Raw genomic sequence first — 6,728 nt, forward strand, 5'->3', positions numbered from 1 at the left:
CGTGCCACCGGCAAAAGCGGAAAATCCATCTAACTTATTGTCCGGAATTAGTTGACCACTACAGCCAGGCAGACGAGAATGATTGGCGGGTAGCTCTGGAGAGCGACGCCGGAGGTTTACCTCGGCTACATACGCTCGTGGCTGTCCATCAGGGCACCGAGCTTGTAGCATTGGATCTCAAGGGTGGCGGCCTCGATACGCCCGTCAATATCAAGTCGTTGTCCAAGACGGTGCTGGCCGCTCTGGTGGGTGCCGCTATTAAGGACGGCGTTTTTGAGGGTGCCGACCAGCCGGTGGTGGAGCCGCTGGGGGATCGGGTGCCGGAGTCGGCTACCGAGGGTGTGGAGCGCATTACGCTGGGGCATTTGCTTTCTCTGCAGGCCGGTCTGCAGCGTACCTCCGGGCGCTACTATGGAAGTTGGGTCAGCAGTGATAACTGGGTCCACTATGTGTTGACTAGACCCTTTGTTGCCGAGCCGGGCGGTCGAATGCTGTACTCTTCCGGTAGCAGCCACCTGCTGTCGGCCGCGCTGACCGAGGCCTCCGGGCGCAGTACGCTGGCGCTCGCGCGGGAATGGTTGGGCGAGCCTCTGGGAATTACCGTTCCAGCGTGGGATCGTGATCCCCAGGGCGTCTACTTCGGGGGCAACAACATGCGGCTGTCTCCCCGGGTTCTGATCGAGGTCGGCGAGCTGTACCGCAATGGCGGGACGGTGGGGGAACATCGTGTATTCCCGGAGCGCTGGGTGAAGGAGTCCTGGACGGGGCGGGGTAACTCGGCCTATACAGACGATCCCTACGGTTATGGCTGGTTTCTCCGCTCTTTGGGTGGGGAGCAAGGCTACTATGGGCGCGGCTATGGCGGACAGCTGCTGTACGTGATTCCCTCCCTGGAGCTGACGGTCGTGATGACTTCAGACCCCACGCCACCATCACCCGGCAGCCGCTACCTGCGGCAGCAGTTGAAACTGATTGAGAAGCACATTATCCCGGCGGTTCGGTGATGGGCCCGCCCCTGTTGTTGCGGTCGGCTGCCTGACCAGCCACTCACTTGCTTGCGCGATTAAGAGGCAGAAACTATGCAAATTGTCCCTCTGGCCGATCATAAAGAGTTTGTTCGGGAGTTGGCTGAGCTTCATCACGCGGAGTGGAGCCACTTTAATCCGTCGCTTACCCTGGAAATGCGAGCCGAAGCCATTGCTGATGCAGCAGGGCGAGAGGGTATTCCGTCAATATTTATTGCAGTTTCAGGGGACGAACTGATCGGTTCTGCGGCATTGGTTCAACAGGATATGAAAACCAGGCCGGACTTGTTCCCTTGGCTGGCTTCCGTTTATGTAAAAGAGCGCTTCCGGCGCCAGGGTATCGCTTCAGCGTTGATCGCTCGATGTGAGAGCGAGGCCGCTCAGTCAGGTGTCAATACCTGGTATCTCTACACAGAATTTGCAGCTACGCTATATGAGAAACTCGGCTGGGGCCTTTTGGAGCAGTGTGAGTATCAAGGCGTGACGGTGAGTGTGATGTCCAAGGATATTGCCTCCTAATAAGTCGTGCTAGGAGGCCTGTTCGTCGGGTATCCTGAGTTTTGGGGTGGCGGAGTCCAGGACGCATGGCAGGCGAGTGTGATCTCAGGTCATTCCCGGAAGGCTGGAAATCGTCAAGAGTGTGTCCGCTGATGCGGAAGGAGTTAACATGGATAGCTTTATATCGCCTTTTGCCTCATGGTGCGCTGAGCTTATTGAAGCCATCGGAATCGGCATAATTACTCTGTTTACGCTGTACGCCTTGTGTCGTGCAGCGGTCAGTCTGTTAAAAAAAACCAAAACCAGCGTCGTCTTCCAGGATCTGCGCCAAACCTTGGGTCGGGGCATTTTGCTCGGGCTAGAGCTCCTTGTGGCAGCGGACATCATATACACCGTCGCGGTAGAGCTTACTTTCGAGACGGTAGGAGGACTGGCCATTGTCGTCCTGATCCGTACGTTCCTCAGCTTTACGCTGGAGGTGGAGATGTACGGTAGATGGCCTTGGCAGGACAAAAAGTCCAACGATAAATCCTAACGAAGGGTTATTGGGAGATCACCACTGTTTCGCCGGTTTCTTCATCAATCAGACGAAGCTCCCCGCCTGCCCCGGCTAGTAGGCGACTCTCTGGCAGGGGCTCAATAGATAGCAGGAAGCCGTAATTGTCATAGTCACAAGTCGAGTCGGTGACGTTGATGCGGGTAACCCGGTGGCCGAGTAACAGTAGTTCGTTGAGAGCTGAATCGAAACTGAGGTCCATGATCATGTCGGGCTCTCCTGCTATCAAAGAGGGGGCGCAGGTTGTTGCGAACTCTGTGCGGTCTCCTGTTTCCGGGTCCACTTTGTGAACGTTTCCGTGGCCCTGGTTACTGGCATATAGAGTATTGGTTTTTGGGTCAAAAACCAGCCCGTTGATATCCGAGAAAACCTGCCCCTCCCCTCTGAATTCGCCCGCTACCAGTGTGGTTTCCATCGTATTAACATTGAGAGCGACAATCTTCTCCTGTTGAGCGTCTGAAATAAACAGCTGGCCGCTTTCCTTATCTAAAGCAATAGCAGAGATTGAGGAGAAAACCTCTCCTTGGTTGATATCGGCTAAGGCGAGGGTCGTTGTCGCATTCGTGGTAAAGTCAATACGATAGACGGAATCTTCTGTCGCCGCATACAACACTTCGTTCGATTCATCTAGCTCAAGACTCCCTCCCCTTATATTAGCCTGACTATTGATGTCTCCGATAAGTCGTTTATCACCGGTGGTCATATCTATTTCAAATACTTTCTCAGAGGCGTTCCCTCCATCGTCCATAATATAAGCATAGGTTTCTTTCTGATTAAGGATTATATCGCGAATGGCGATGATCCTGGAATCGGAACCCATATCGCTACTAAGAACGACGGATCGATTTCCAGTATTTTGGTCAATAGCGATGATGCTGTCATAGTCGCTGTCACCAATAAGAAACCGGTGATTTATTGGGTCCAGGTGGGTAGAACCTGGCTGCGAAAAATCTAGCGGGTCGTCAGACGTCACTTCGCCAATCGTACTGATACTTTGTTCAGGAATGTTGACATGGTCGATGCCGTCGAACGTCGTCAAATAAACATCATTTTCGGTCGAGCCGTAGGCGATGTTAATAACAAAGGAAAAATAGTTATCAAACAACGTTGTTGATGAGCCACCCTCTTTCGATATGGCGACAATTCTCTTTTGGGCCCTTGAGTAGGCAATAATGGATTCTGGGCCGGTAACCATATCGGTAATCACGGGTGAGTTACCTTCTGTTTCGTAGAGAAGGTTCCAGTCCGAATTCGTGCCCAATACCCGGCGATAGATCTTTGAGTGATCAATTCCTTGTAAAGACAGGCTGTGATTCACCAGAAAATAAAGCGCATCTTGGTGTGAATCACAAACCAATTTTGTTGTAAAGCTTGCATAATCTTGATCGATCGGAAAATAACCCTCCATGACTGGCTCAGCCGTTGATTCATCGTTGATCGCCACTCGATATAACTCGAAATGATCCGAGTTGGCGGGATTCAGATAATAGTAGCTGGAGGATCCGGTATGAAAGCAGCCGCTAATCGGAAGGTGATCTCTTTCAACATGCACTCTCTGTTGTTTTGAATTCAAATCAAAATCGACGATGTCGTGTGGCGCAAACCCATACAATGTCTGAGTGTCGGGGTTGAAGCTGAAGTTGGTGGGAATTTGTAGCGAGCTGGCGGTTACGGACACCTGGTCCGCTGATGTGGTGGTGTCTCCGCTTCTGTCTGTTGCGTCCACGGTGAAGGTGTTGTCGCCACCCTTCAACGGCAATGTAACTTGCCAGGCCTCTTCTGTGGGGATGTCATTTGATGAGCTACTTACCAATGTTGCTTTGTGGCCATTTACATAAACCGTACTGATCCCGGAAGCATCGGAAGCGACCCCCCGAATCGTGATTTTATCCTGATCAGTGCTTGAGGTTTTTGTCGGGAATAAAATGGTGGCCGTGGGGTCTTTGCCGTCGGAAGGCACACTTGAGCTTGAACTGGAGGATTGTGCGTCGTCGCTGTCGGAGCTATTGGTTTGGGCTGTGCTGGAGGTGCCGTCGCCAACAGTGTTGCTGCCAGAGCTTCCGCCACATGCTGTAAGAGTCAGCGCAAGGGCGATAAGAGAAAGTGCGTTGCTTACCTGCATAAAAGAATCCTTGTTGGTTTTCTAGGCAGTTATTACAAATAATTTATGGAAATCATAAGCATATCGGATGATGAAAAAGTACCATAACTGAACACCAAATTCAGCGCAGGCAAGAATTTTTCTTATAACAAAATGCTATATGTGGTGCCGCTCCAGTCATGTGGATGGCATACGTGAGTGCCCACAGTTTCAACCTGTCGCTCCCCATTGTGGCCTGCTGCGTTGCCGCAACCGAAGCTTGTCTCTTTAGAGCGGTTGTCATGGCGAGTTTTCACGCAAGAAATCCTGAGGGAATAGTTGGCCCAGGGTATCGGCTATGCTTAGAATTTGGCTTATTTTCTAAAGTGTGTGGCTGCTTTAGCAATGGGACGTTGGCTTTGGGGCTGAGAAGTGTTTTAATTGGAAAGTGTCATAATGACTATATGATAAAATCACCGATTCCCCTGTATTCATTGAAGGGGTGGGCTATTGAACAGATTTGGAGGGTACCCGTTTGAATAACAATTTCCGTATGACGACAGCCGTTTTTCTGGCCATGTGCGGGCTCGTGGGCTGTACAGAGGAGCAGAAAGCACCAGAAACAACCGGCGATGAGGCGACTGAGGCCCCTGCCGTCAGTGGCCTGGACAAGTTTGAGGCATACACTCAAAAGTTCTCCGAAGACACGCTCATTACCGAAAATCACGCCACGGGCCATGTGGGTGACTTTTTCTTCACGCACTGGAAGGACGGCGGCTCGACCTCGTTGGACCTGAGCACCGATGGCTCCTTCAGCGTCAGCTGGGAAGGTGGCGGCTACAACTACGTGGGCGGTCCGGGCTGGCACTATGGTGACGAAGATCGGGTCATTGGCTACCGTTTCGACGAAGATAGCGGCGCGAGCTACATTACCGTCTATGGCTGGGGCTACGATGAGGAGATGTCGACCTCAAACCCGGAGCACCTGGTGGAATACTATATTCTGCAGCGCTGGACCTACGATCCCAGTCAGGATGGTACCTACGGCAAAACCTTCACCAGCAATGGGGTTGAGTATTCCACCTACCGTTCAATACGGGAGGAGAAGCCCTCAATCAACGGTCCCTCCACCTTCTACCAGTACTGGAGCAAGCCGACCGAAGAGCGCCCGCTGGGAGAGGAGAATGAAATCATCTTTGCCGATCACGTCCAGGCCTGGGCCGATACCGGCTGGATCATTCCGGACATGGACAACCTGAATGCCAGTGATGACCCCACCTATCAGGTGATGGCGGTGGAGGTTTTCAACCCGGCAGAGGACGGCACCGCCTCTGGCCAGGTCTGGGACGCAACCGATCAGTAGGCTTCAATTGAGAAAGACTCGTCCTTGAGTGTTCACGCCGGGCTAATGTGTCCGGCGTTCGCGCTCAAGGAGCTGGCTGATCCCGATACCCCCTTTGCTCTCGGGCGGACCGCAGTCGCCATTGCCCGGCAGTCGCTATCTGCGCCAGAAGCTGCAGTTGATTGAACAGTACTTCTGGCTAGGCGATTTCGGCTTGGGAAGACCGGCCGCGGTATTGTGATCCAGTTCCTTGAATTAGTCGCAGGTCACATGTTTGAATGCCCTTGCGTTGGCGGATGGAACCTGCCCAAAGGTTGTTCGATTAAGCCACTGTGAACCTTAGATAGCCTGTAATAAAAAGGAATTTTTATGACCAAGCAAATCACTGATTCAAAGTCCCGCTATATATTACTATTTCTTCCTGTCGTCTTAACCCTCGCAAATGTCGCTCTAGAGCTCGTCAAAGGAAGTCTGGGGCCTGAAAGGACGTTGCTGCTTAGTGGCGCATTGGGTTTAGCGACGGCGTTTATCCTTCTGGCGTTGATCGTGATGGAGCTGTTTCATCTTGGAGCGCTCAATGGCTCGCACAACGATGCTCCCGAGTCCGATTCGCATACAGGCTGTTTTCAAACTCAAGGTTCACTTGACCTGTGCGGCGGTGAAGGTAAAGCCGGCATTAAAGAGTTCCAGCGTGAACTGTCTCAACTTTCAGTGAGTGAGAGTGCGCGTCTTTGTCCCGGCGGTATTGGGAGAATGAATCTGGCTTACCTGGATAATTTTATTACTCCTGAATTGTTGCGCGACTCACTGGAGAAGCTAGAGAAAATCAATAATGAAAGGAAGGCGCTTGAAAGAATGCTCTTACGAAAGAGCAGTGTGAGTGCGGCGAATGAAGCGCGCGAAGCATTGAAGCCTTATTTTGAAGAAATTGATAAAATGGAAAGTTATTATCCAATCGGTCGGGTAGGGCTGAGCAAACTATTTTCGGAAAGTCCATTAAGCGAGGACTGCGAGCTTTTATCATGTTACGGGAGGTTTGCAAATCTTGTTGAAGGTGTGGAGGTGTGATACCCACGGTGAACAGGATGCTTGTGAAAGACGCGTTGGACGGTAATCCTCCCATAAATTAAGGGTACTCATAAGTAGAATTTTCTCGTAATCTATCCCCAGAGGAGATTCTGCATGAAGAAGTCACGTTTTACCGACAGTCAGATCCTGGCCATCCTG

Annotated in this window: 6 protein-coding genes; 5 read left to right on the forward strand and 1 reads right to left on the reverse strand. The window is 51.8% G+C overall.

From position 1 onward, the window contains the following. Positions 1–137 precede the first annotated feature (137 nt). From AAE484_RS17240 to AAE484_RS17250, 3 genes are all read left to right on the forward strand, one after another. On the forward strand, positions 138–1,004 hold the full coding sequence (locus AAE484_RS17240; RefSeq protein ID WP_341939680.1) for a serine hydrolase domain-containing protein: 867 nt from the start codon (positions 138–140) through the stop codon (positions 1,002–1,004). Between the two features lie 75 nt (positions 1,005–1,079). Beyond that, positions 1,080–1,544 carry a GNAT family N-acetyltransferase gene (locus tag AAE484_RS17245; protein WP_341939681.1) on the forward strand — a complete coding sequence of 155 codons (465 nt, stop codon included), beginning with the start codon at positions 1,080–1,082 and terminating at the stop codon, positions 1,542–1,544. A 148-nt stretch (positions 1,545–1,692) separates the two neighbouring features. Beyond that, on the forward strand, positions 1,693–2,058 hold the full coding sequence (locus AAE484_RS17250) for a DUF1622 domain-containing protein (protein ID WP_341939682.1): 366 nt from the start codon (positions 1,693–1,695) through the stop codon (positions 2,056–2,058). Between the two features lie 7 nt (positions 2,059–2,065). On the opposite strand, the gene AAE484_RS17255 is transcribed toward AAE484_RS17250, so the two are convergent. After that, complete coding sequence (locus AAE484_RS17255) at positions 2,066–4,201, reverse strand: hypothetical protein (RefSeq protein WP_341939683.1); 2,136 nt, start codon at positions 4,199–4,201, stop codon at positions 2,066–2,068. Positions 4,202–4,694: 493 nt separating this feature from the next. Between AAE484_RS17255 and AAE484_RS17260 the strand changes: the two genes are divergently transcribed. Together AAE484_RS17260 and AAE484_RS17265 are read left to right on the forward strand one after the other, a co-directional pair. After that, positions 4,695–5,522, forward strand: a complete 828-nt coding sequence (locus AAE484_RS17260; protein ID WP_341939684.1) for a glycoside hydrolase family 11 protein — start codon at positions 4,695–4,697, stop codon at positions 5,520–5,522. Between the two features lie 348 nt (positions 5,523–5,870). Next, positions 5,871–6,569: a hypothetical protein gene (locus AAE484_RS17265; protein ID WP_341939685.1), complete on the forward strand. Its 699-nt coding sequence runs from the start codon at positions 5,871–5,873 to the stop codon at positions 6,567–6,569. Positions 6,570–6,728: the final 159 nt, after the last annotated feature.

It is taken from the genome of Marinimicrobium sp. C2-29 (assembly GCF_038419845.1).
GTDB lineage: Bacteria > Pseudomonadota > Gammaproteobacteria > Pseudomonadales > Cellvibrionaceae > Marinimicrobium.